This window comes from Microbispora sp. NPDC088329 (genome assembly GCF_040685655.1).
Classification (GTDB): domain Bacteria; phylum Actinomycetota; class Actinomycetes; order Streptosporangiales; family Streptosporangiaceae; genus Microbispora.
Genome location: NZ_JBFBIP010000003.1, coordinates 152244 through 173867, shown reverse-complemented (window position 1 = coordinate 173867; position 21624 = coordinate 152244). Strand labels below are relative to the sequence as shown.

19 protein-coding genes and 1 riboswitch are annotated in these 21624 nt (G+C 71.3%); of the genes, 4 read left to right on the top strand and 15 right to left on the bottom strand.

Features of this window, described 5'->3' with window-relative positions:
* Positions 1-79 precede the first annotated feature (79 nt).
* The 9 genes from gcvP to AB0O28_RS07975 all read right to left on the bottom strand — a co-directional run bounded on the left by gcvP (position 80) and on the right by AB0O28_RS07975 (position 11546).
* Positions 80-2905 (bottom strand): aminomethyl-transferring glycine dehydrogenase, encoded by a 2826-nt coding sequence (gene gcvP, locus AB0O28_RS08015; RefSeq protein WP_363637565.1) that lies wholly within the window; start codon positions 2903-2905, stop codon positions 80-82.
* Positions 2906-3086: 181 nt separating this feature from the next.
* A riboswitch (glycine riboswitch) is annotated at positions 3087-3178 on the bottom strand.
* 65 nt (positions 3179-3243) lie between these two features.
* Positions 3244-3861 carry a MerR family transcriptional regulator gene (locus AB0O28_RS08010; RefSeq protein ID WP_182907002.1) on the bottom strand — a complete coding sequence of 206 codons (618 nt, stop codon included), beginning with the start codon at positions 3859-3861 and terminating at the stop codon, positions 3244-3246.
* Between the two features lie 155 nt (positions 3862-4016).
* Positions 4017-4487, bottom strand: coding sequence for a bifunctional nuclease family protein (locus AB0O28_RS08005; protein WP_139577972.1), 471 nt, complete (start codon positions 4485-4487; stop codon positions 4017-4019).
* A 76-nt stretch (positions 4488-4563) separates the two neighbouring features.
* On the bottom strand, positions 4564-5220 hold the full coding sequence (locus AB0O28_RS08000; protein WP_363637562.1) for a MerR family transcriptional regulator: 657 nt from the start codon (positions 5218-5220) through the stop codon (positions 4564-4566).
* 19 nt (positions 5221-5239) lie between these two features.
* Positions 5240-5743 carry an FHA domain-containing protein gene (locus AB0O28_RS07995; protein WP_363637560.1) on the bottom strand — a complete coding sequence of 168 codons (504 nt, stop codon included), beginning with the start codon at positions 5741-5743 and terminating at the stop codon, positions 5240-5242.
* 346 nt (positions 5744-6089) lie between these two features.
* Entirely contained in the window at positions 6090-8594 is a 2505-nt protein-coding gene (locus AB0O28_RS07990; protein ID WP_363637558.1) for a mannose-1-phosphate guanyltransferase, read from the bottom strand.
* A 3-nt stretch (positions 8595-8597) separates the two neighbouring features.
* Entirely contained in the window at positions 8598-9164 is a 567-nt protein-coding gene (locus tag AB0O28_RS07985) for a CDP-alcohol phosphatidyltransferase family protein (RefSeq protein WP_363637556.1), read from the bottom strand.
* Between the two features lie 10 nt (positions 9165-9174).
* Positions 9175-9864 (bottom strand): response regulator transcription factor, encoded by a 690-nt coding sequence (locus AB0O28_RS07980; protein ID WP_363637554.1) that lies wholly within the window; start codon positions 9862-9864, stop codon positions 9175-9177.
* Positions 9861-11546 (bottom strand): histidine kinase, encoded by a 1686-nt coding sequence (locus AB0O28_RS07975; RefSeq protein WP_363637552.1) that lies wholly within the window; start codon positions 11544-11546, stop codon positions 9861-9863. The genes AB0O28_RS07980 and AB0O28_RS07975 overlap by 4 nt, the downstream gene beginning before the upstream one ends.
* 173 nt (positions 11547-11719) lie before the next feature.
* Here AB0O28_RS07975 and AB0O28_RS07970 point away from each other — a divergent pair, with 173 nt between their 5' ends.
* On the top strand, positions 11720-12310 hold the full coding sequence (locus tag AB0O28_RS07970; RefSeq protein ID WP_363637550.1) for a methyltransferase domain-containing protein: 591 nt from the start codon (positions 11720-11722) through the stop codon (positions 12308-12310).
* A 37-nt stretch (positions 12311-12347) separates the two neighbouring features.
* Positions 12348-13529, top strand: a complete 1182-nt coding sequence (locus AB0O28_RS07965) for an acyl-CoA dehydrogenase family protein (RefSeq protein ID WP_363637548.1) — start codon at positions 12348-12350, stop codon at positions 13527-13529.
* 188 nt (positions 13530-13717) lie between these two features.
* Here AB0O28_RS07965 and AB0O28_RS07960 read toward each other — a convergent pair whose 3' ends face one another.
* The 3 genes from AB0O28_RS07960 to AB0O28_RS07950 form a co-directional block, all read right to left on the bottom strand.
* Complete coding sequence (locus AB0O28_RS07960; protein ID WP_363637546.1) at positions 13718-14509, bottom strand: enoyl-CoA hydratase/isomerase family protein; 792 nt, start codon at positions 14507-14509, stop codon at positions 13718-13720.
* Positions 14506-15435 carry an alpha/beta hydrolase gene (locus tag AB0O28_RS07955; RefSeq protein ID WP_363637545.1) on the bottom strand — a complete coding sequence of 310 codons (930 nt, stop codon included), beginning with the start codon at positions 15433-15435 and terminating at the stop codon, positions 14506-14508. The genes AB0O28_RS07960 and AB0O28_RS07955 overlap by 4 nt, the downstream gene beginning before the upstream one ends.
* 163 nt (positions 15436-15598) lie before the next feature.
* On the bottom strand, positions 15599-16297 hold the full coding sequence (locus AB0O28_RS07950) for a gamma-glutamyl-gamma-aminobutyrate hydrolase family protein (RefSeq protein ID WP_363637543.1): 699 nt from the start codon (positions 16295-16297) through the stop codon (positions 15599-15601).
* Between the two features lie 296 nt (positions 16298-16593).
* On the opposite strand from AB0O28_RS07950, the gene AB0O28_RS07945 reads away from it, so the two are divergent.
* Together AB0O28_RS07945 and AB0O28_RS07940 are read left to right on the top strand one after the other, a co-directional pair.
* Positions 16594-17763 carry a globin domain-containing protein gene (locus AB0O28_RS07945; protein ID WP_363637541.1) on the top strand — a complete coding sequence of 390 codons (1170 nt, stop codon included), beginning with the start codon at positions 16594-16596 and terminating at the stop codon, positions 17761-17763.
* Between the two features lie 80 nt (positions 17764-17843).
* The gene (locus AB0O28_RS07940; protein ID WP_363637539.1) at positions 17844-18920 is read left to right on the top strand and encodes an exo-alpha-sialidase; all 1077 of its coding nucleotides are present in this window, start codon (positions 17844-17846) and stop codon (positions 18918-18920) included.
* A gap of 92 nt (positions 18921-19012) precedes the next feature.
* Here the strand turns inward: AB0O28_RS07940 and thyX are convergent, their stop codons facing one another.
* The 3 genes from thyX to AB0O28_RS07925 form a co-directional block, all read right to left on the bottom strand.
* Positions 19013-19795: an FAD-dependent thymidylate synthase gene (thyX, locus tag AB0O28_RS07935; protein ID WP_363637537.1), complete on the bottom strand. Its 783-nt coding sequence runs from the start codon at positions 19793-19795 to the stop codon at positions 19013-19015.
* A 92-nt stretch (positions 19796-19887) separates the two neighbouring features.
* Positions 19888-20670 (bottom strand): ABC transporter permease, encoded by a 783-nt coding sequence (locus AB0O28_RS07930; RefSeq protein WP_363637535.1) that lies wholly within the window; start codon positions 20668-20670, stop codon positions 19888-19890.
* On the bottom strand, positions 20667-21557 hold the full coding sequence (locus AB0O28_RS07925) for an ATP-binding cassette domain-containing protein (protein ID WP_363637533.1): 891 nt from the start codon (positions 21555-21557) through the stop codon (positions 20667-20669). Before AB0O28_RS07925 ends, AB0O28_RS07930 begins: the two co-directional genes overlap by 4 nt.
* Positions 21558-21624 lie beyond the last annotated feature (67 nt).

Genomic DNA, 21624 nt, shown 5'->3' with positions numbered 1-21624 from the left:
CATGGTCGCAGGTGATGAGGAACGATCACCGCGATCTTAACGAGACCGGCCGCCGGGCGGGGCCGACATGCCCAACCGATCAATCCTCGTACGCCTCGAGGGGCGGGCAGGAGCAGACGAGGTTGCGGTCGCCGTACGCCTGGTCGATGCGGCGCACCGGCGACCAGTACTTGTCGTCTCGCAGGCCGGGCACGGGGTAGGCCGCGACCGCCCGCGAGTACGGGTGGGTCCACTCGTCGGCGGTGAGGCACTCGGCCGTGTGCGGGGCGTTGCGCAGCGGGTTGTCGGTCTTGTCGAACTCGCCCGACGCCACCTTGGCGATCTCGCCCCGGATGGCGATCAACGCGTCGGCGAAACGGTCGAGCTCGGCCAGGTCCTCGCTCTCGGTCGGCTCGATCATGAGCGTCCCGGCGACGGGGAACGACATCGTGGGCGCGTGGAAGCCGTAGTCGATCAGCCGCTTGGCCACGTCGTCGACCGTGACGCCGGTCTCCTTGGTGATCTGCCGCAGGTCGACGATGCACTCGTGCGCGACCAGGCCGCCCCTGCCGGTGTACAACACCGGGTAGTGCGGCGCGAGGCGCCGGGCCAGGTAGTTGGCCGACAGGATCGCCTGCTCGGTGGCCTGCCGCAGCCCGTCGCCGCCCATCATCCTGACGTACGCCCAGGAGATCGGCAGGATGCCCGCCGAGCCGTACGGCGCGGCCGACACGTGCGCCGGCAGGTGCTCGGCGAGGTGGGCCTTGACGGCCACCGGGCCGACGCCCGGCCCGCCGCCGCCGTGCGGGATGCAGAAGGTCTTGTGCAGGTTGAGGTGGGAGACGTCCGCACCGAACTCGCCCAGCTTGGCCAGGCCCACCAGCGCGTTGAGGTTGGCTCCGTCGACGTAGACCTGCCCGCCGGCCTCGTGCACCCGCTCGCAGATCTCGACGATCGTCTCCTCGTACACGCCGTGCGTGGACGGGTAGGTCACCATGATCGCGGCGAGCGCGTCGCGGTGCTTGTCGATCTTGGCGGCGAGGTCGGCGAGGTCGACGTTCCCGTGCGCGTCACAGGCCACCACGACCACGCGCATGCCCGCCATGACGGCGCTGGCGGCGTTGGTGCCGTGCGCGGACGACGGGATGAGGCAGACGTCGCGGCCGCCCTCGCCCCTCGACCGGTGGTAGGACCTGATGGCCAGCAGCCCGGCGAACTCGCCCTGCGAGCCCGCGTTCGGCTGGATCGACACCCGGTCGTAGCCGGTGACCTCGGCCAGCCAGCCCTCCAGCGTCGCGATCAGCTCGGCGTACCCCTCGGCCTGCTCCGCGGGCGCGAACGGGTGCACCGAGGCGAACTCCGGCCAGGTGATCGGCTCCATCTCGGTGGTCGCGTTGAGCTTCATCGTGCAGGAGCCCAGCGGGATCATCGAGCGGTCGAGCGCGATGTCCTTGTCCTGCAGGCGCCGCAGGTAGCGCAGCATGGCCGTCTCGGACCTGTGGGCGTGGAACACCGGGTGGGTGAGGAAGTCCGAGGTCCGCTGCAGGTCGGCCGGGAGCGCGTCGGAGGTGACCCGGTCGAGATCCTCGAGCACCACGTCGGCGACCCCGAAGGCCGCCCAGACGGCCCGCAGATGGCCGGTGGTGGTCTTCTCGTCGCAGGCGACGCCGACGTGGTCGGCGCCGGCCTGGCGCAGGTTCACGCCCCGCTCGGCGGCGGCGGCCACGACCTGGGCGGCCCGCCCGGGCACGTGGGCGAGCACGGTGTCGAAGAACTCGTCGTGGACGACCTCCACGCCGCCCTCGCGCAGCCCGGCGGCGAGGACGGCCGCGTGCCGGTGCACCCGCTGGGCGATCCTCCTGAGGCCCTCCGGGCCGTGGTAGACGGCGTACATCGACGCCATCACCGCGAGCAGGACCTGCGCGGTGCAGATGTTGCTGGTGGCCTTCTCCCGCCGGATGTGCTGCTCGCGGGTCTGCAGGGCCAGGCGGTAGGCGGGGCGTCCGTCGGCGTCCACCGAGACGCCCACGAGACGGCCCGGCATCTGCCGCTGCAGGCCCTCGCGGACCGCCATGTACGCCGCGTGGGGCCCGCCGTAGCCCAGGGGGACACCGAAGCGCTGGGAGGAGCCGACGGCGATGTCGGCGCCCTGCTCACCCGGGGAATCCAGCAGGGTCAGCGCCAGCAGGTCGGCCGCGGCCACCAGGAGCGCGCCCCGCGCGTGCGCCCGCTCGGCGATGGCGCGGAAGGACGCCACCCGGCCGCTCGCGCCCGGATACTGGACGAGGACCCCGAAGCATTCGGGCAGTTCACCGGCGAGGTCCGACTCCACCAGTGTGATGCCGAGCGGCTCGGCACGGGTCGCCAGCACGGCCTTGGTCTGCGGCAGCGCGTCGGCGTCCACCACGAACACGTCGGTCTTCGCCTTGCTCGCCCGCCGGGCCAGCGTCATCGCCTCGGCCACGGCCGTCGCCTCGTCGAGCAGGGACGCGCCGGCGACGCCGAGGCCGGTGAGGTCCGACACGACCGTCTGGAAGTTCAGCAGCGCCTCCAGCCGTCCCTGCGAGATCTCCGGCTGGTACGGGGTGTACGCGGTGTACCAGCCCGGGTTCTCCAGCACGTTGCGGAGGACGACGCCGGGGGTGATCGTGTCGTGGTAGCCGAGGCCGATCATGGGAGTCAGCACCCGGTTGCGGCCGGCGAGGGCGCGCAGTTCGGCCAGGGCCTCGGCCTCCCCCACCGCCTCCGGCAGGTTCAGCGGACCGCGCGTGCGGATCGCCTCGGGCACGGCGACGGCGAGCAGGTCGGCGATCGACTCGTAGCCGACGGCCTCCAGCATGCGGGAGCGGTCGGCATCGGAGGGGCCGATGTGACGGGTCGCGAAGGGCGGGGCGGAAAGATCGCGAAGAGTGGAGCGATCGGTCATGACGAGGGCCTCCTGGGCGGGTCGAGACCTGCGGCGACCGCCCCGCGCCCGTGGGGCGCGGCCGGTCGTGAAGCGGTCTCCCCCTCTGTCATCGGACCTGAGAGCTTCACCGGGCCGTCGAGCCCGGTTTTCCCCTTCGGTGAGGCACCGCCTGGCCGGCGGGCCTGCTTTTCAGAGTCGCCTCGTCCGTGCGGTACGGATGCCTGAGAGATTCCGGGGAGGTTGCTCCTTCGGCGCCCCTGAACGATCAGGGGTCTCTCCCGCACGAGGTCGTCGGCCGTGTTCCACTCTACCGGCTACCCGTTATCGGAGATGACTACCCTCCTGCCCGATTGATCTCAGCCGGTCCTGCGGGCCTTTCTGCGGCGGGCCAGCTCGTCCGCCGGATGGTCCCCCTCCGCATCCGGGGCGGGCTCCGCGCGCTCACCCGGAAGCTCGGCGAGCGATCCCTCGACCTCCCGCCAGACCCGCCCGAGCGCGATGCCGAACACACCCTGGCCGCCCTGCAGCAGGTCGATCACCTCGTCGGCGCTCGTGCACTCGTAGACGCTCACGCCGTCGCTCATCAAGGTGATCTGCGCCAGGTCGTTGACGCCGCGGTCGCGCAGGTGCCGTACGGCGGTGCGTATCTGCTGGAGGGAGACCCCCGTGTCGAGAAGACGTTTGACGACCTTCAGGACGAGGATGTCGCGGAAGCTGTACAGTCGCTGGGACCCGGATCCCTGAGCGGCTCTTATCGTCGGGAGCACCAGTTCGGTCCGGGCCCAGTAGTCGAGCTGCCGGTAGGTGATCCCGGCGGCCGCGCACGCCGTCGGCCCGCGGTATCCGATGCCCTGGGGCAGCGCCGTCGGCTGCTCGTCGAACAGCAGGCCCTGTTCGCCGGCGCGCTCGCGCGCCGCCTGCCGAACCGGGTCGTGCTGGCCGGCCGACTTACCCTCGCCGCTGCTGACCGCCACTGCGGACCTCCGGCTTTCTCTCATCCCACGGTCTGATCTGGGGGTTCGTGAATTACAACCGTGGTTTCCCTTGCACCGTAGGACCGGGGCCATCGTCAGTCAACGACCCCGTCCGGCGCGTCGTGAAGCGTAATCTCCCGAAATCGTCCGGCACGTCAGCCCGCCCGGCCGAAGTCTTCCGGCGTGATTTTGTCCAGGAACTCGCGGAACTTCTCCACTTCGTCCTCCTGGTCGTCGGGCATGCTCACGCCCGCCTCCTGGATCACGTCCTCACTCGCGTAGATCGTCGCCCCCGTACGCAACGCCAGCGCGATCGAGTCCGAAGGACGCGCGCTGACCTCCACGCCGTTGGAGAAGACCAGGTCGGCGAAGAAGATTCCATCGCGGAGCGCGACGATGTTGACGGTGCGCAACCGCACCCCCAAGGCCTCAAGAACGTCACGGAACAAGTCGTGGGTCAGCGGCCGGGGCGGCGGCTCCTCCGCCTGGGCCAGCGCAATAGCGGTCGCCTCGGTCATGCCTATCCAGATCGGCAGATACCGATCACCGCTCGTCTCCTTCAGGAGAACGATCGGCTGGTTGGTGGGCATCTCAACGCGAACCCCCACGACCTCCATCTGCAACACGGGCGGCTCCGTCTCAAGCGTCGCGGCATATCACCAGGCATTCAACGTAACACCCACGGAGGAGCGGATGTGCCGGTCACCGCCCTAGAACGCCGCGAACACTCCCACGCAGTAACGCATTGTGCAGTTCCTGGAGAAGTCCGGAGATTTCGCGGGCGGTCTCGTCCGCTTCCGCGATCGCTCCCGGCGCCTTGCGCTTCAGCAGCGGGGCCACCGCCTGCTCGATCAGGCCGGCCTCGCGCTCCACCGCCGCACGTACCGCCCTCAGGTGCCGCGCCTGCAGGCCGAACCGCGCCAGCGCCCCCACGCTGCGCGCGACTTCCAGGGCCTCCCCGTCGTACCGGCGCGCGACGGGAGCGACCAGGCCGAAGCTCTCCATCTCGGCCAGGGTCTCCTCGTCGATGCCGGCGGCCTCGATCAGCTCCTCCCGGCTGAGGCGCACGGGCGGGGCGCCGTCGGACACGGCGTGCGGGCGGGCCGCCTGCTCGTCCAGCTGATCCTTGATCACCCGGAGCGGCAGGTACTGGTCACGCTGCGCCCGCAGGATGTACCGCAGGCGCTCGACGTCGTTGAAGGTGAACTTGCGGTACCCGGACGGGCTCCGCTGGGGCTCGATCAGCCCCTCACCCTCCAAAAACCGGATCTTGGAGACGGTCACGTCCGGGAACTCGCCCTGCAGCAGGCCGAGCACCTCCCCGATGCTCATGAACGCCCGTACGGCCTGTGCGCTCATGACTCCTCCTCCTCACCGATCACAACCCTCCCGGACCACGCGTGAGGAACACCAGCCGGAACTTGCCGATCTGCACCTCGTCGCCGCCCTGCAACGGGGACTCCTCGATGCGCTCACGGTTGACGTAGGTGCCGTTGAGGCTGCCGACGTCACGCACGGTGAACTGGCCGCCGCGCCGGTAGAACTCCACGTGCCTTCTGGACACGGTCACATCGTCCAGGAAAATGTCGCTTTCCGGGTGACGACCCGCCGTAGTGAGGTCACTGTCGAGCAGAAACCGGCTGCCCGCGTTCGGGCCCCGCATGACCACCAGAAGAGCCGTGCCGGGGGGCAGCTGTTCGACCGCCGCTCTGTCCGGCAGAAGCGTCTGGCCCGCCTCCGCCTCGAGCGCCTCGAGTGAGATCGTCGAGGTCGTGTCGGCTGCGACGGGCGCCGGAGCGCTCAGCGGCGAACCGCATCGTGAACAGAAACGGGCATCCTCGGGGTTGGCATGACCGCACTGCGTGCAGTAGACGCTGGGCATCGAACGGCTCGGCCTCTCTCACGACTTGCTCTAGGACTAGCTCAAACTGCGAATGCCGCAACTTACGCTGATCAGGCACAAAGGTCAAGACCGCGCATGGGCGCGGACTGACCAACGCTACAGCCCACGGCGGTTCAAGGTCCATCCCGACACATGCATCCGTCCACCCTCGGCACCGCCTCTCCCCCCACCGATCCCCTACCCCTCACCCGTGATCTTGCGATTGGTGGCAGAGATGCCCCAGGCCTGGGCTTTCATTCTTCATGATCTTGCATCATTTCGCACATCGGCCGCTCGACCGGGATTCATCCGATCAGTGATCTTTCAAGAGCAGTGAAACCGCAGGTCAGCGGGAGCCTGCGGCGTGTTCGACGACGTGGGCCCAGCGCTCCAGGAGGGCCTGCGCGGTGTCCATGTCGTGGCCCTCGGCCCACAGGTGGGTGACGGCCTCGGCGGGGTCGGGCAGGACGAGGGCCCAGCTTCCGTCGTCCTCCACCACGCGGACGCCGTCGGTGGTGTCCAGGCGGTGACCCTCGGCCGCCTCGACGACCGAGCGCATCACGGCGCCCTTGTGCGCCCAGGGTGTGGGGACGGTCCGTTTGAGCAGCTTGGCCTCAGGGATGCGGGCGTCGATCTGGCTCAGCGACAGCCGGGTGCGCGCGACCAGGCCGAGCAGGCGCAGGAACACCGCCAGGCCGTCCACGGTGGGCGCGAACTCCGGGACGATGAAGCCGCCCTTCCCGTCCCCGGCGAAGATCGTGTCGGGATGCCGCGCCGCCCTCGTCAGCGTGTCGAGGCTCGTGGCCGTCCAGTCGACCTGCACGCCGTGGAAGCGGCACACCATCTCCGCGACCCTCGTCGTGGTGACCGGCAGGGCGACCCTGCCGCCCCGGCGCTCGGCCGCCACCAGGTCGAGCACGACGAGCAGCGCCCGCTCCTCGCTGATCAGCTGGCCCATCTCGTCCACCAGTGAGACGCGCTCCCCCACCGGGTCGAACCGCACGCCGAAGGCGGCTCTTGCCGAGGCCACCAGCTCCGCCAGGCGCTGCAGATCGCGGCGGCGCTCGGCGAGCGTCTCGGTCGGCGAGGCGTCGTCGAGGCGGTTGTTCACGGTCAGCACGTCGACCCCGGCGCGGCCCAGCAGGTTCGGCAGCACGAGTGAGGAGGTGCCGCCCGCGCAGTCGACCACGACCTTCATCTCCGTGTCCTTCACCCCGGACATGTCGATGCAGGACAGCAACTCCCGGGCGTAGGTGTCGACGGCACGCGCCGGGAAGGTCAGCTCGGCGATCTCACCGGGGAACGCGCGCCGGTACTCCTGCCGGGAGAAGACCCGCTCCAGCTTGCGCTGGGCCGCCTGGGACAGGTCGGCCCCCGTCTCGTCCATGAACACGATGTCGACGCTCTGGGGGTCGCCCGCCGTCGTGCGCACGGCGATGCCGCCCCGCACGTTCTCCCGCGAGGTGTTGAAGCGGGCGACCGGCAGGGCGGAGGCCTCCAGGTCGACCACGTTGATCGCACTGGAGTTCAGCGCGCTGATCACCGCGCGCTTGAGCGCGCGCGCCGCGCGCGAGGCGTCGCGGGAGGTGACCACCGTGTCGCCCTTGCGCAGCGTCGTGGCGTACGCGCTGGCCAGTCGTACGCACAGCTCCGGGGTGATCTCCACGTTGACCAGCCCGGAGACCCCGCGGGGGCCGAACAGGCTGCGCTGGCCGCGCGACTCCCAGATGACGCTGGTGTTGACGACGGTGCCCGCCTCGATCGTCTTGAACGGGTAGATCTTCACGCCGGAGGAGACGTACGTCTCGGCCTCGATGACGCACTCGTCTCCGACGACCGCGTTCTCCTCGATCCTGGCGCCGGTCATCACGTCGGTGTTCTTGCCGATCACGCAGCCGCGCAGGTGGGCGGCCGGGCCGACGTACACGTTGTCGCTGACCACGGCGCGGTGCAGGAAGGCGCCCTCCTTGACGACGGCGTTGCTGCCGAGCACGGTGTATTCCCGCAGTTCGGCGCCGGCCTCGACCTTGGCGTAGTCGCCGATGTAGAGAGGGCCCTTGAGCACGGCCTCTGGGTCCACCGATGCGCCCTCTGCGGCCCACACGCCCGGAGCCAGCTCGAACGCGTCGAAGTCGACCTTGACCTTGCCCTCCAGCACGTCGGCCTGGGCCTTGAGGTAGCTCTCGTGCGTGCCGACGTCCTCCCAGTAGCCCTCGGCCACGTAGCCGAACAGCCGGCAGCCCCCCTCCAGGAGCCTTGGGAAGATGTCGGACGACCAGTCGACGGACTGGCCGGGGGCGATCTCGTCGAGGACCGACGGTTCCATGATGTAGATGCCGGTGTTGACCGTGTCGGAGAACACCTGGCCCCAGGTGGGCTTCTCCAGGAAACGCTGGATGCGGCCGCTGTCGTCCACGATGATGATCCCGAACTCCAGCGGGTTGGGCACGCGCTTGAGGCCGATGGTGACCAGCGCCCGGTTCTCACGATGGAAACGGAGCATGTCGGTCAGGTCGATGTCGGTGAGCGCGTCGCCGGAGATCACCAGGAAGCGGTCGTCGCGGAGCTTGTCGGCGGCGTTCTTCACGCTGCCGGCCGTGCCGAGCGGCACCTCCTCGGTGGCGTAGTGGAGGGTCATGCCCAGCTCGTCGCCGTCGCCGAAGTAGTTGCGGATCAGGGCGGCCAGGAACTGCACCGTCACCACGGTCTCGGTGAACCCGTGCCGCTTCAGCAGCCGCAGCACGTGCTCCATGATCGGCCGGTTGATGATGGGCAGCAGGGGTTTGGGCTGGTTCGCGGTCATCGGCCGCAGCCGTGTCCCCTCCCCGCCCGCCATGACGACGGCCTTCACGGGTCACCCCTTCGTTAGCTGGCGCACCTGTACGACATACAACACCCCCGCCCACCAATACAGACCAGTTCCCCAGATGGCGAAGGCCCATCCGAAGATCGCGGCAATCTCGGCGTACCACCCCTCGTGCGAGGCGAGGAAGAGCAGCGGGAACGCGTACATCAGGGCGGCGGTGCCCGCCTTGCCGAGGAAGTGGACGGGCAGGGCCGGGCCGTACCCGTGCCGGCGCAGCAGGGGCGGCATCCACAGCAGCAGCACGTCGCGCAGCGGCACCGCGATCGCCAGCCACCAGGGGACGACGCCGCGCAGGACCAGGCCCACCAGGGTGGCGAGGATGTAGAGCCGGTCGGCGAGCGGGTCGATGAGCCGGCCCAGCCTGCTGATCTGGTTCCAGGCGCGGGCGAGCTTGCCGTCGAGCCAGTCGCTGAAGCCCGCGAGCGCCAGCAGCGCGATGGCCCATCCGTCGGCGTGGGGACCCAGCACGAGCCAGAGGAAGACGGGGACGCCGAGCAGCCGCAGGGCGCTCAGCAGGTTGGGCACCGTCCAGATCCGGTCCTCGGCAGCGTTCACGCCCCAGACCCTACATGCCGCTCTCCCCGCCGCTCCGCCCAGGAGTCACCGGGTTGAACCCGGTGTCGACCAATCCGAACCGGTGCGCCATCACCGCCGCCTGCGTGCGGTTGCGCAGCCCCAGCTTGTCGATGATCGCGGCGACGTGACTCTTGACCGTCGTGACCCCCACGTGCAGCCGTCCGGCGATCTCGGCGTTGGACAGGCCCATCCCGACCAGGGTGAGCACCTGGGCCTCGCGCCCGGTGAGGCCGGGCGGCAGCGGCACCGCCTGCCGCTCGGCCGCCAGGGCCCGTTCGACGACGCGCCGCAGCACGGACGGCGCGAGCGGAGCCTCCCCCGTCGCGGCCCGCCGTACCGACTCGACCATCCGCGCGGGCGGGTCGTCCTTGACCAGGAACCCGAGCGCGCCCGCGCCCAGTGCGGCGTAGAGGTTCTCGTCCTCGGCGAACGTGGTGAGCACGACGATCCGGGCGGACGGCTGGGCCGCGAGGATCCTGCGGGTGGCCTCCAGGCCGTCGACACGCGGCATCCGCAGGTCCATGAGCACCACGTCGGGGCGGTGCCGCTCGGCCAGCCGTATGGCCTCGGCCCCGTCGGCCGCCTCTCCGCACACCTCGACGTCCCCGGCCGCCTCCAGCATCATCCGTACGCCCGCCCGCACCAGGGCCTGGTCGTCGGCGACCACGACGCGGATCACGCGGGCCTCCCCGCCACCCGGCAGTGCGGCCCGCCGCCCGGAACGGGCAGCGAGGCGGTGAGCCGCCAGCCGCCGCCCTCCGCCGGGCCCGCGGTGACGTGCCCGCCGAAGGCGCGGGTCCGTTCCCGCATGCCCGCGATGCCCTGGCCGTGGGACGGCAGCGCCTCCGGGGGACGGGACGTGCCGGGGCCGTTGCGCACCTCCACGGTGAGCGCGTCCGGGCGCATCTTCACGTCGACCTCCGCGTGGGCCCCCGGCCCCGCGTGTTTGAGCACGTTCGTCAGCCCCTCCTGGACGATCCTCGCGGCCGACGCCCGCACCACCAGCGGGGCGTGCTCCGCCTCGGCCGAAACGCGCAGGTCCACCCGCAGACCGGCCGCCGACATCCGGGCCACGGCGTCGCGCAGCACGTCGCCGGGGTCGGCGAGCATGTTCGCGAGCGCGAGGTCCGCGCCCAGATCCGGTCCCAGGGTCTCGTCCGGGTCGCGCAGCACGGCCAGCAGGCCGCGCAGGTCCTCCAGCACGCGGTGCCCGGTGTCCCTGATGTCGGCGAGCGCCTCGGCGGCCGGTCCGCTCGCTCCCGCGTACTGCGCGGCGCTCGCCCGCAGCACCATGGCGCCCACGTGGTGGGCCACGATGTCGTGGACCTCGCGGGCGATCCGCTCCCGTTCGGCCAGCCGGGCGGCCCGGCCGCGTTCGGCCGTGAGCTCCGCCGCGTGCCGGGCCTGCGCCTGCCGTACGCCCAGGTAGCGGCCGATCGCCACCGGCGCGGTCACCATCGTCATCAGTGCGACCACCCGGAACGGGGTGACGTCGGCGGGATCGTCCACGACCACGATCGCGGCGACCGAGCAGGTCAGGGAGTACGCCGCGGCGACCCACGGCCAGGCGGCGCGGGTCGCGAAGACGCCGAGGGCCACCAGGGCGAGCAGTTGCAGGCTGTTGCCGGTCCTCGGGGCGTACTGGTCGGCCACGACCAGCGCGAGGCTCTCCAGCAGCAGGACCGCGCCGGGCAGGTGCCGCACGACGCCCAGCGCGAGCCCCGCGAGCATCACCCCGAGCGCGACCGCCCACACCGGCAGCTCCCCACCGTGCCAGTACGGCCAGGTGGTCAGCACCGACAGCGCCACCCCGCCGCCGGCGAGCAGCAGGTCGAGCAGCGGCGCGGGGTCCTCCTTGCGGCGCCCCTCCTGACCGCGCAGGTAACGGCCGATCAGCACCGGCGCCGCGATCAGACCGACGGAGTAGAACCAGGTGTTGCTCGTGACAGCGATGCCGGGGTCGGCGAGGTTGACGGCCGTCGCGGCGGAGGCGAGCACGGCGGCCGGCGCCGTCCAGCCCCAGCCGTGCGACCGGGCCAGCACGCCCATGGAGATCGGCAGCAGGACCTGCAGGGTGTTGACGGTGAACGCGCCGAGCTGGTCGCAGATCACCAGCAGCACGGACAGGTAGACGGCCACGGGGCCGGGCCGTCGGCGCAGCAGGCCCATCGGCAGCCCGGCCAGCAGGGCGAAGCCCGTTCCCACCCACGCCGGGGCCGGGCCGGGGCCGCTCCAGGAACCCGCGCTGACGAGCACGTCGAGCCCGGTCCCGCACGCCGCCAGGCCGATGTCGAGAACCGTGCCGCGCGAGAGCCTGAAGGGCCTGCCGGTGAGGATCCGGCGTGTCGGGGGCCACCGCATGAGGGAACGCTATCGCCCGCCCGCGCGGAACCCGGTCCTCCGGTGGGAGGACGGCCTCTCCTCCTTCTGGCCGGTCCCGTCCGCCGAACGGCCGTACGCGGTGATCCACCGGGCCGCCAGGTCGGTCCGGACGGCGGGCGGCCCGGGCGGGATCACGGCCCTAGCGTCGCCGCATGGCCAACGAATCAGCGATCTTCTTCGGGCAGTTCCTGCGCTCTCCCGCCGCGACGGGGGCGGTCGCGCCCAGCTCGCGCCGGTTGTCGGAGGCGGTGTGCGTGCCCGTCCCCGAGCGCGGCGACCCCGTCGTGGTCGAGCTCGGACCGGGCACCGGTCCTTTCACCGCCGAGATCCAGCGCCGCCTCGGGGGGCGCGGACGGCACCTGGCGATCGAGATCAACCCACGACTGGCCGGCCGTCTCGGCGCCCGCTACCCGGGCGTCGAGCTCGTCGTCGACAGCGCCGCGCGGCTGCCCGAGCTGCTCGCCGGCCGGGGCGTGGCCGCAGCCGACGTGATCGTGAGCGGGCTGCCCTGGGCGGCCTTTCCCCCCGCCCACCAGGCGGACCTGTTGCGTGCGGTGGTGACCTCGCTCGCGCCGGGGGGTGCGTTCACCACGTTCTCCTACGTCCACGCCCGCGTCCTGCCCGCGGCGCTGCGGTTTCGCCGCGGGCTGGGCGAGGCGTTCGAGGAGGTGGTGGCGGGCCGCACGGTCTGGCGGAACCTGCCGCCCGCCTTCGTCCACCACGCCCGGCGGCCTCGCCGGTGATCTCGCAACGCACCGAATCGCGTTCTAGAGTTGCGGCATGGACTTCACGCTGCCGGAGAGCGCGCAGGCGGTGCGGCGGGGCATCGCGGACATCTGCTCGCGATACGACATGGACTACTGGCAGCGCTGCGAATCGGACAAACGCTGGCCAGAGGAGGTGTGGGCGGAGCTCGCCAAGGGCGGCTGGCTCGGCCTGGCCGTCCCCGAGGAGTACGGCGGGGCCGGACAGGGCCTGCTCGAACTGGCCGTGGCCACCGAGACCCTGTCGGCCTCCGGCTCGGCGGGAGGTTCGGCGTTCATGTACGTGCTGACGCCGGGGTTCGGGGCGCTCACGCTGGCCAGGCACGGCTCGGCCGAGCAGAAGGCCGCCCTGCTGCCGAAGCTGGCGACGGGAGAGATCGAGACCTGCTTCGCCCTGACCGAGCCGGACGCCGGGTCCAACTCCCTCGCGATCTCGACCTTCGCCCGCGGGGACGGCGACGACTTCGTCGTCAACGGCCAGAAAATCTGGATCACCGGTGTCCAGCGGGCCGCCTGGATGCTGCTCGTCACCCGGACGATCCCGGCGGCGCGGGCCACGCCGCGCACCCACGGGCTGACGGTGTTCCTGGTTAACGTGCCGGAGGCCGTGGCGGCGGGGCGGCTGTCCTACCGGCCGATCCCCAAGATGGGCGCGAACACCACGCCGTCCAACATGGTCTTCATCGACGAGCTGCGGCTGCCCGCCTCCAGCGTGCTCGGCGAAGTGGACAAGGGCGTGGCCGTGCTGTGGGACGTGCTGAACCCCGAGCGGATCCTGCTGGCGGCCAGTGCCCTGGGCGGCGCCGAGGTGGCGCTGCGGGTGGGCGTCGACTACGCCAGGCAGCGGGAGGTCTTCGGCCGGCCCATCGGGGCCAACCAGGCCATCGCGTTCCCGCTGGCGCAGGTCAAGGCCAAGATCGAGCTGGCCAGGCTGATGCTGTACAAGGCCGCCTGGTCGTTCGACAACCGGCTGCCCTGCGGCACCGAGGCCAACATCGCCAAGCTGACGGCCTCGCAGGCCGCGTGGGAGGCGGCCGACGCGGCGTTCCAGACCCACGGGGGCATGGCGTATTCGCTGGAGTATCCCGTCGCGCGGCTGCTCGCCGACGCCAGGATCGGCCGGATCGCGCCGGTCACCGAGGAGCTGCTGCTCAATCATCTGGCCACTCAGGTGCTCGGCCTGCCCAGAAGCTTCTGACCGCTTCCGATCGCTTGCGCGCCGCCTGTGCGGGGCACCTACTTGGGGCAGCGGAAGGAGCCGCACATGCGTGGTCCGTACGCCAGCACGGTGATCAGCGCGGACGCCGGGGACGTCTGGGCGTGTCCGCGTGAGTTCGGCAACCTCCACGAGTGGCTCCCGGCCGTGTCCACCTGTGAGACTTCTCCTCACGACCGCGGCCCGAACCGGGGCGGGCGCTTGTCCCGCAGGGCCAGCACGCCCTCGGCGGCGTCGGGGCCGGTGAAGCCGAGGAACTCCATGGCCAGCGAGGCGTCGAACGACGGCCCGGCCATGCGCAGCCAGTTGTTCAGCGCGTACTTGGTCAGCCGGATCGCTTCGGCCGACCCGGCGGCCAGCCGCGTCGCGACGTCCAGCGCCGTGTCGTGGACCTGGTCGTCGTCGACGCACAGGCTCACCAGCCCCATGGCCTCGGCCTGCTGTCCGGTGACCGGCTCGCACAGCAGGAGGTGATACTTGGCCTTGGCCATCCCGCACAGCAGCGGCCAGACGATCGCCGCGTGGTCGCCCGCCGCGACGCCCAGCCGGGTGTGCCCGTCGATGATGCGGGCCGTCCGCCCGGCCACCGAGATGTCGGCCAGCAGCGCGACGGCCAGCCCCGCCCCCACCGCCGGGCCCTGGATCGCAGAGACGACGGGCTTGGCGCAGTTGAGCACGTTGTAGACGATGTCGCGGGCCTCGGCGAAGACCTCCAGGCGCGTGGCGTGGTCGCGGGTCATCTCCTCGATCATCGACAGGTCGCCGCCCGCCGAGAACGCCTCGCCCTCCCCGCGCACGATCACCGCCCTGACGTCGTCGTCGCGGTCCACGTCGCGCCAGATCTCGGCCAGCTCGCGGTGACCGGTGCGGTCCACGGCGTTACGCCGGGACGGCTCGCTGATCACGACGCGCAGGACGCCGTCGGCCGCCCAGCCGACCTTCAGCTTCTCGTACTCCCTCACGACGCGACTTCCAGGGACTCCCTGAGCCTGGCGGCGAGGAACTCGCGGCCCTCCAGCGCCTGGTCGAAGAACCCGGGCAGGCCGAGGAAGCCGTGCAGCGCGCCCTCGAAGCAGCGATGCTCCACGGGGACGCCCGCCTCGGCGAGCGCCCGCGCGTAGTCGGCGCCCTCGTCACGCAGCGGGTCGCACTCCGCTGTGATCACCGTCGCGGGCGCCAGGCCCGACTTGTCCGGCAGGTGAATAGGGGCGAGACGCGGGTCGCGGGGGTCGGCGCCGCCGGCGTACTGCTCGATGAACCACCGCATCTCCGCCGCGTCGAGCCCGAACCCCTTCGCGTACGTCCCGTAGCTGCGGGTGTCGGCCGCGACGTCGATGACCGGGCAGATCAGCGCCTGGTGGGCGAGCCGGAGCCCGGCGTCCCTGGCCAGCCAGGCCGCCACCGCCGCGAGGTTGCCGCCGGCGCTGTCGCCGACGACCGCCACCCTGCGCGCGTCCGCGCCGTAGAACGCGGGACGGGCGTGCACGTCGCGGACCACGCCGATGGCGTCCTCGGCGGCCGCGGGGAACGGATGCTCGGGCGCGAGGCGGTAGTCCACCGAGACGACGACCGCCCCGGTCCTGTGGGCGAAGTCGCGGCCCAGGGCGTCGTTGCGCTCGACGCTGCCGAAGACCCAGCCGCCGCCGTGGAAGTAGACGAGCACCGGCAGCGGATGCTCGCCCGGCTGCGGGCGATAGATCCTTATCGGCACCCCGGCCGCCGTCTCGTCCCTGACCACCGGCAGGTCGATCCTCGGCCCGCGCTGCTCGGCCATCCCGTCCAGGGACCGCAACCGGGCGATCTGCTCGCGGGTGAGGGAGGCGAGGTCGACGCCGAGATCCGAGGGGAACAGCTTGAGGTAGGCCTCCGCCTGGGGATGCAACGCCATGCCCCGCACAGTAACAGCGCCCGCCGACACGACCGCGCAGGCGGCAGCGGCGTCGGGTGAGGCTCACCTGCCCGGCCGCGGTCGCAGGTGGTGGCCCGGCGCTGCGCCGACGGCACGGCCGGCCCGTGCCGCCTCCGCCGCCGGGGCACCGCCCCCGTACGGGTCAGGGGCGGGCCGCGTCCACCAGGGCCTCGACCAGGCGGTTGTCCGCGCCGCGCTCGGGGTGCCACTGGACGCCGACCGCGAATCGGTGGCCCTGCAGTTCGATCGCCTCGACGATCTGGTCGTCGGCCCAGGCCACCGCGATCAGGCCGGCGCCGAGCCGCCGGACGGCACGGTGGTGCGCGCCGGTCACCTCCGCGCGGTCGCCCACGGCCTTGCCGAGCTTGCTGGTCACGCTCACCGTGACCACATGCCCGGCCGTCTCGTGGCGGTCGTGGCCCACCGACTCCCGCAGGGAGGTGATCAGCGTGCCGCCCTGGGCGACGTTGAGGACGTGCATACCCCGCGAGATCGCGAGCAGCGGCACGTCCGCCTCCACCGCCGCCTGCGCCAGCGCCGTCTCGAACCGGTCACGCTGGGGCTGCGGCCCGCCGAGCCCGTCGTCGTCCGGCTCGCCCGGCGCGACCTCGCCGTACAGCGCGGGATCCACATCGACGCCCCCGGCGAGGACGACCGCGTCCAGGCGGCGCACGTAGTCGCCGGCGGACACGGGGCTCAGCGGCGGCAGCAGGACGGGCGCGCCGCCCGCCTTCTCCACCGCGCGCGCGTACGCCTGGGGCGAGAGCGCCGCCTCACGGACCCACGTGCCCCAGCGCGCGGCCTCGAGGTAAGTGGTGATGCCGACGATGGGACGCGCCATGGGCCATCTCCTGGGGTGTGCGAGCAGGCAGGCTCATCATGGCGCAGATCTTTCCTCTATTTGGCCGAAATTCGCATCAGTCACACCCGTCACATCGCGGACGTCACGAAAAATAACGAAGTGTTCACAGTCGGTTGCCTTGCGGGGAATCGGTTGTTACCGCTGAGAGCGAGTGGAACACTCGCGATTGAGCGATCGGTCGAGCCGGGGCCGCCGGCGCTCGTCACCCGGAGCCGTCAGGGAGGTGGATCGACAGACCGGAGCACGATTCCGGTCCCTAGGGTGGGACACAACTGATGTCGCTGAATCCGCGCCTCGTCAAGGAAAGCTTCTCGGCCGTCGAACCCGTCGCCGGGAAGGCGGCGGCCTACTTCTACGGACGACTGTTCACGCAGTGCCCGCACATGCGGGGCATGTTCCCGCCGGGCATGTCGGTGCAGCGCGACCGGCTCTTCGATGCGCTCACCAGAGTCGTCTGGATGCTCGACAGCCCGGAAGGGCTGGCGTCCTATCTCGCCCAGCTCGGGCGCGACCATCGTAAGTACGGCGTGTCTCCCGAGCACTACACGGCGGTGGGAAGCGCCCTTCTCGCCACCATGAGGCACTTCGCCGCCGAGATCTGGACCGGCGAGATCGAGACCGCGTGGACCGAGGCGTACGCCATGGCGACGAAGATCATGATCGAGGCCGCCGCCTCGGAGTCCACGCCCCCCTGGTGGCTGGCCGAGGTGATCGACCACGAGACGCGCACCCGGGACATCGCGGTGCTCACGCTGCGCCCCTCGCAGCGCATGGACTTCGTCCCCGGACAGTACGTCACGGTCCAGACGGCCAGGTGGCCGCGGGTGTGGCGGCGGTTCTCCATCGCCAACGCGCCCCGCGCGGACGGCACGCTGCGCCTGCACGTGCGCGCCGTTCCCGGCGGCTGGGTGAGCACGGCGCTGGTCCGCCACACACGCATCGGCGACCAGCTCCTGCTCGGCCCGCCGGTGGGCACGATGACGCCGCCCAGGTCCGACCGCGACCTGCTGTGCGTCGCCGGGGGCACCGGCCTCGCGCCGCTCAAGGCCGTCATCGAGCACGTCATCGCCTCCGGCGACCGCCCGAACATCCACCTGCTGTTCGGCGTCCGGCACGCGCGCGACCTGTACGACATGCCGGACCTGGCGAGGATGGAGGCGGCCTTCCCCTGGCTGCGGGTGATCCCGGTGGTCTCCGACGACCTGGCTTACGACGGGATGCGCGGCCGGCTTCCCAACGTGGTCGAGAGGTTCCACTCGTGGGCCGACCACGAGGCGTACGTCTGCGGCCCGCCCGCGATGGTGAACGAGACCGTACGGCGCCTGCGGCACTCGGGCGTGCCGCTCTCCCGGATCCACCGCGACCCCGTCCAGTGCGACACGGCACAGAGAGACACGGCACAGAGAGACACGGCACAGAGAGACACGGCACAGAGAGGGGCTTGACCGGAACGGCGGGCGTACAGCAGGGCTTCCTGGCAGGATCGAATCGAAAACACAATCGAAATCGGTACACGGGAGGACCAATGACCGCACTGCTCGCCATCGGCACCCGAAAGGGACTGTTCCTCGCACGCGCCTCGGGAGCCTGGAGGTTCGAGGTCGAGCCCGTGCGGTTCTCCACCATCGGGATCCACTCGGTCGCGATCGACACCCGCGGGAGCACGCCCCGCCTTCTCGCGGGGATCGAGTACGGCCACTTCGGCCCGTCGGTGATGTGGTCCGACGATCTCGGCGCGACCTGGGAGGAGGCGACGGCCCCGCCGGTCGCCTTCCCCGAACGCACCGGGGCCGCGCTGGCCCGGGTGTGGCAGCTCCAGCCGTCGCCCGCCGAGCGGGATGTGGTCTGGGCGGGCGCCGAACCCGCCGCGCTGTTCCGGTCGGAGGACCGCGGGGCCACCTACACCCTGGTCGACGGGCTGTGGGACCACCCCACCCGGGCGCGGTGGCAGCCCGGCGGCGGCGGCCTGTGCCTGCACACCGTGATTCCGCATCCCACCGACCCGCGACGTCTGGGGATCGCCGCCTCCGCCGTCGGGTTCTTCCGCAGCGACGACGCGGGGGCCACCTGGCGGCCGTCCAACAAGAACATCCGCGCCCCCTTCTTTCCGGAGGGCGCACAGTATCCAGAGTTCGGCCAGTGTGTGCACAAGGTGGCGCAGCATCCGGCGATGCCCGAGCGGCTCTACCTGCAACACCACTTCGGGGTCTACCGGTCCGACGACTTCGGCGACTCCTGGACCGAGATCGGGACCGGCCTGCCCTCCGACTTCGGGTTCCCGATCGCGGTCGACCCGGACGACCCGGACAGGCTGTACGTCTTCCCGCTGCGCGGGGACGTCGACCGGACGCCGCTCGGCCACCGCTATCAGGTGTTCCGCAGCGACGACGCCGGGGCCACGTGGAAGGGCTTCTCCTCCGGGCTGCCCGAGGGCCCGGTGCACGCCTCGGTGCTCAGGGACGCCATGTCCGCCGGGCCTGCCGGGGTGTTCTTCGGCACCCGGGACGGCGAGGTGTACGGCTCGGCCGACGCCGGCGAGACCTGGTCGTTGATCGCCCGTCACCTGCCCGACGTGCTGTGCGTGCGGGCCGCCGTCCTCTGACCGCGACCACTCCGCCTCCGCCGCCACGCGGTCGCCCCCTCCGGCGGCCACGTGGCGGTTGCGGCTTCAGATCCTGAAGCTCGGGCCTTGACTCAGACCTTGCGGTAGCCGGGCACCCAGGCGCCGTCCTCGACGACGTAGTCGCCGAACAGCGCCGGGGCCTCCTCCCGCATGACCTCCCCGATGCGGTTGAAGATGACGCGGATCTCCTCCTCGGCGCCCGCGGCCGTACGAGCCTCGATCGTGTGCCGCAGGGTGCGCACGTTGGCCGTCCAGACCAGGCCCGTCGCGACGCCCTCGGGCGCGAAACGACGCATGAACGAGGTGCGGTGCTTCTTCTCCGCGAACGGCACGCCGTCCTCGTCCAGCCCGAAGTGGGCCGCCATCCAGTTCTGGAACTCCTCCATCCGGTCGAGCATCTCGGTCGCCCGCTTCATCAGCTCGGCGTCCTCGCGCGCCCACTCGGGGAACCAGAACGGGATGTCGCTCAGCCGGACGTACCGCAGCGACTCCTGCGAGATCGCCACGCCGGGCCGGTGCCGCACCAGCTCGTGGGTGAGCACCCGCGAGACGTTGTGCAGCACGAAGCTGAAGCTGAGGTGCTCGAGCACGCTGCCGTGCGCCGACGCCAGAATGTTCGTCAGGTACGCGTCCTGGTCGGTGCGCACCCTCGTGACGTTCGGGTTCAGGCCCGGCTCGAACGACCGGTAGCACAGCCGCCCGGCGAACTCGGCCAGGTTCTGGGCGTCGAACTCGCCGCGCTCCAGCCGCTCCAGCCAGGACTCCCCGCCGACCTCCTGGAGGTAGCGGGCCAGCTCGTCGTAGTCGACAGAAGGTTTGGCGACGAGGAAGACCTCGGGCTCAACGCTGCGCATTCACATTCCCCGTGACGTTCGGTGCCGGTTGTGACCGTCCAAGCAAACCAGCTCCGGCCCCTCGATCGCGACTCGCCCCCGGGCGTGGACGGTCAGGTGATGTCACGGCGGACGGTGGTGGCGGTGGCCACGGCCGCGAACAGCAGGCCGTAGCCGATCAGGACGAGGGCTCCCGCCCAGGCGGGCAGCCATTCGGGGGCGCCCAGACCGGCGACGTCCAGGTCGATGCTCAGCAGCGCCTGCGCGGCGCCGCCGGGCAGCCACTTGCCCACGCTCTGCAGCGCCGGGATCCCGATGAAGATGTTCTCGATCACGTACGCCCACACGATCGCCCCGATGATCCCGGCGATCTGGTTGCGGACCAGCGCCCCCAGCCCGATGCCGAACACCGCGTACAACGCGAGGGTCATCAGGATGCCGAGGCTGATCTGCGGGATGCGCGAGGCGGACAGGGAGAACTCGCCCCCGGACAGCGTCACGGCGGGGATCACCGTGACCGCCTGGAAGACCAGCACGGCCAGGCTGAACAACGCGCCCACGAGCAGTCCGGTCACCAGCTTGGCGACGATCACCCGGTTGCGCCGCGGGGTGGCGAGGAAGGTGCCGGTGATCGTCTGGTAGCGGTACTCCGAGGTCACGAGGACGACGCCGAGGATCATCGCGAAGATCCCGCCGGCGGCCCCGGCCGACCACGCGGTCTCGGCCCACTGCGCGCTGTCCCGCGCGGGCAGCGCGGCGCCGTTCTGCTCCACTCCCGCGAACGCGATGAGGAACCCGAGGCGCAACGCGGCCAGCAGCAGCATGACGAGCAGCATGATCCACCACAGCCGGGTGGTGAACAGCTTGCGCAACTCGGCCTTTACCAGCCCGCTCATCGCCCCTCCGTCAGGTCGAGGAAGACCTTGTGCAGTCCTGACCGCTCCTGTGCCACCTCGGTGAGCACGATCCGCCGGTCCAGCGCGATCCTGCCGACGGCCTCCGTGTCCAGCCCGCGCACGCGCAGCAGGCCGTCGCCGGCCTGTTCGACCACGCCGCCCGCCGCCTCCAGAGCCGGCGCCAGGTCGGCGGTCTCCGCGGCACGCACCCGGACCACGTCCGCGCCGTCGCTCGTGAGCTCGGCCAGGCTCCCCTGACGCACCAGCCGGCCCTTGGCGATGATCACGACGTCGTCGACGGTCTGCTCGACCTCGGCCAGGACGTGGCTGGAGACGAGCACCGCCGCGCCCTGGTCATGGGCGAGGTGCCGCAGGAACCCGCGCAGCCACTCGATGCCCGCCGGGTCGAGGCCGTTGGCCGGTTCGTCGAAGATGTACACCCGGGGCCGGCCGAGCAGGGCGGAGGCGAGCGCGAGCCGCTGCCGCATGCCCAGCGAGAAGCCTCCCACGCGTTTGCCCGCGGCGTCCGCGAGGCCGACCTGCTCGAGCGCCTCGTCCGCGCGGGCGTCGGGCAGCCCGGCCGCCGTGCACAGGATGCGCAGGTGGTTGCGCGCGGTGCGGCCGGGGTGGAAGCTCGTGGCCTCGAGCACGGCGCCGACCTCGGACGTCGGCCGGGAGAGCGTGACGTAACGCTCGCCGTTCACCAGCGCCTCACCCGAGTCGGGCGTGACCAGGCCGAGCAGACAGCGGAGCGTGGTCGTCTTGCCGGCTCCGTTGGGGCCGAGATATCCGGTGACGGATCCGGCCTCCACACTGAACGAAACGCCGTCCACGGCCTTCACCGGCCCGAACGACTTCATGAGGTTTCTGATCTCTATCGCAGCCATCGGGCGCGATTATTCCGTCAAGTAAAGCGAAAATCATCCCCAAAACGAAGGATGGCTTTCGCCGGGA

Excerpts from the sequence above, each read along its gene's own strand:
- AB0O28_RS07970 (WP_363637550.1), top strand. The coding sequence starts at position 11,720 with ATGGCCAACGAATCAGCGATCTTCTTCGGGCAGTTCCTGCGCTCTCCC.
- AB0O28_RS07925 (WP_363637533.1), bottom strand. The coding sequence starts at position 21,557 with ATGGCTGCGATAGAGATCAGAAACCTCATGAAGTCGTTCGGGCCGGTG.
- AB0O28_RS07930 (WP_363637535.1), bottom strand. The coding sequence starts at position 20,670 with ATGAGCGGGCTGGTAAAGGCCGAGTTGCGCAAGCTGTTCACCACCCGG.
- AB0O28_RS08000 (WP_363637562.1), bottom strand. The coding sequence starts at position 5,220 with ATGAGCGCACAGGCCGTACGGGCGTTCATGAGCATCGGGGAGGTGCTC.
- AB0O28_RS07950 (WP_363637543.1), bottom strand. The coding sequence starts at position 16,297 with ATGGCGCGTCCCATCGTCGGCATCACCACTTACCTCGAGGCCGCGCGC.
- AB0O28_RS07940 (WP_363637539.1), top strand. The coding sequence starts at position 17,844 with ATGACCGCACTGCTCGCCATCGGCACCCGAAAGGGACTGTTCCTCGCA.
- AB0O28_RS07955 (WP_363637545.1), bottom strand. The coding sequence starts at position 15,435 with ATGGCGTTGCATCCCCAGGCGGAGGCCTACCTCAAGCTGTTCCCCTCG.
- AB0O28_RS07945 (WP_363637541.1), top strand. The coding sequence starts at position 16,594 with ATGTCGCTGAATCCGCGCCTCGTCAAGGAAAGCTTCTCGGCCGTCGAA.
- gcvP (WP_363637565.1), bottom strand. The coding sequence starts at position 2,905 with ATGACCGATCGCTCCACTCTTCGCGATCTTTCCGCCCCGCCCTTCGCG.
- AB0O28_RS07975 (WP_363637552.1), bottom strand. The coding sequence starts at position 11,546 with ATGCGGTGGCCCCCGACACGCCGGATCCTCACCGGCAGGCCCTTCAGG.
- thyX (WP_363637537.1), bottom strand. The coding sequence starts at position 19,795 with ATGCGCAGCGTTGAGCCCGAGGTCTTCCTCGTCGCCAAACCTTCTGTC.
- AB0O28_RS07965 (WP_363637548.1), top strand. The coding sequence starts at position 12,348 with ATGGACTTCACGCTGCCGGAGAGCGCGCAGGCGGTGCGGCGGGGCATC.
- AB0O28_RS07995 (WP_363637560.1), bottom strand. The coding sequence starts at position 5,743 with ATGCCCAGCGTCTACTGCACGCAGTGCGGTCATGCCAACCCCGAGGAT.